The organism is Paratractidigestivibacter sp., from assembly GCF_052362415.1.
Taxonomy (GTDB): Bacteria; Actinomycetota; Coriobacteriia; order Coriobacteriales; family Atopobiaceae; genus Paratractidigestivibacter.
In genome coordinates, this window is the sequence record NZ_DAWEMK010000002.1 from 54,646 (window position 1) to 56,786 (window position 2,141).

Here is a 2,141-nt window from a genome sequence, read left to right on the forward strand (position 1 = left end):
GGTCTGGGGACCATCATCAATGTGTGCTGCATCGTCGCCGGCGGGCTCGCCGGCCTGCTCGGGAAGCGATTCATATCGGATCGGCTCCAGGACGCGCTGCTCAAGGCATGCGGGCTGTCCGTCATCTTCCTCGGCATCGGCGGCACGATGGAGAAGATGCTCGCGATCGCGACGGCCGCCGACGGAGCGATGAGGCTCTCGTCGGGCGGGACCATGATGATCCTCGTCTCGCTGGCCGTGGGCTCGGCCGTCGGCGAGGCGATCGACCTCGATGCCCGCTTCGAGCAGCTCGGCATCTGGCTGCGCGAGAAGACCGGCAGCTCGAAGGACGCGTCGTTCGTCGACGGCTTCGTGACGGCGTCGCTCACCGTGTGCATCGGCGCCATGGCGATCGTCGGCGCGATCCAGGACGGCCTCACCGGCGACTACACGACCCTCATGCTCAAGGGCGCGATCGACGCCGTGATCGTCTGCGCGATGACGGCCTCCATGGGCAAGGGCTGCATCTTTGCCGCGCTGCCCGTCGGCGCCTGGCAGGGGCTCGTCACCGCGGCGTCGACGCTGCTCCAGCCGGTGATGACGCAGGCGGCGCTCGACAACCTCGGTCTCGTGGGCTCCATCCTGATCTTCTGCGTCGGCGTGAACCTGATCTGGCCGCGCACCTTCAAGCCCGCGAACATGCTCCCCGCCGTCGTCGTGGCGGTCGCCTGCGCGTTCGTCATGTAGGCCCGCGCAAGGCCCGCCTCGGGCCGCATCGGCGATGCGCCACCCCCCCGCGCGATGAATCCTCCCGCGTCTCCTCAGTCGTATGATTACGTTCTGGCTCAGGGACGAACGCGAGGAGGCGAGCCGTGCCGGACATCGACAAGATCCTCGAGCAGCTGCTCGCCGACCCGCGCCTGCGCGAGGGCCGCGCGTTCGCCTCCGCGAAGACCTACGGCGACGAGCCCATCATCCGCCGCGGCTCGCAGATGCACGGTTATGTGCCGGACCCCATAAAGCAGCTGCGCAACCTGCAGGTCACGCCGCAGGGGCGCACCTGGTCGGAGACCCGGCTCTTCTATGAGCAGGCGAGGCTCCTCGAGGACTTCGAGGACCATGCGCCGTTCTCCGGGCAGTTCGTCTCGTACTACCCGACCTACCGCTCGATGAACGACCGCCAGCTGCGCGGCTACTTCACCTGGCGCGCCGACGTGCGCCGCGGCCGGATCGAGGACGTCTCGACCTCGTTCGCCTACGTCTATATCTATGAGCTGCTCATGGGCATCGGGGTCGAGCCGGGGCGGAAGGCATTCGAGGCTCTCGAGGCCTTCTACCGGGCGTACCGCGCCTTCGACCAGGCGAGCATGGACAAAAACGTCCGCCCCTGGCTCGTGGACTACGTGGTCGACCATGGCCTCGACCCGAAGCTCGCCGCGCCCTACTCCGACGCCGCGCACGACCGCGCGATATCGCTGCTCGCGGGCATCGACCGCGCCGCGGTGCTGAGCGCCCCGCCCAAGGGCGCACGCCGCGCGCCGCTCGACTTCGGCACGCTCGGCGACGCGGCGGCGAAGCTCGTCGACGCCGCGGACACCCTGGCCACCTACCGCCTCAAGGACTCGAGGCTCTACAAAGAGGCCCCCGAGGACTTCGGCCTGGTGCTGACCGCGTTCTTCATCCGCCTCGCCCGCCATTACGCGCGCACGCACAACCAGGGCCTCGTCGAGACGCTCTTCGGCACTCGCTTCCGCATCCGCCACCTCATGTACGCGTCGGCGATCCACTACGAGCCCGCCCCGCACCCCGACTGCGTCTACGAGCTCTCGGACACCCGCAGCTACATCTGCAAAGACGGACACTGGACCTGCGACGGCTTCCACGACGGGGGCGCCCGCAGCGCCAAGCTCGGCGACCTTTGCCGCGCCGTGGACCGCCAGATGCGCGCCGCGATCGGCTTCCCCTCGCAGCTCAAGGACCACGCCGAGCCGAAGTACCTGGTAAAGATGATCGACGCCGAGATCTCCGACTACCTCGCGTACAAAGAAGCCCACAAGCCCGTCGTCGTGGACATCGACCTCTCTAAGCTCGCGGGCATCCGCGCCGCGGCGAGCGTCACGCAGGAGGCGCAGGTCTCATCGCGTTCCTCGTCGATCAGCAGC

2 protein-coding genes are annotated in these 2,141 nt (G+C 68.3%); both read left to right on the forward strand.

What is annotated here, in order from left to right:
• A partial coding sequence (locus tag ACT84W_RS00615; RefSeq protein WP_444327867.1) for a DUF554 domain-containing protein occupies positions 1–726 on the forward strand: 726 nt, incomplete at its 5' end.
• Positions 727–851: 125 nt separating this feature from the next.
• Positions 852–2,141, forward strand: a 1,290-nt coding sequence (locus ACT84W_RS00620) for a TerB N-terminal domain-containing protein (protein WP_444327868.1), incomplete at its 3' end; no start/stop codon positions are given.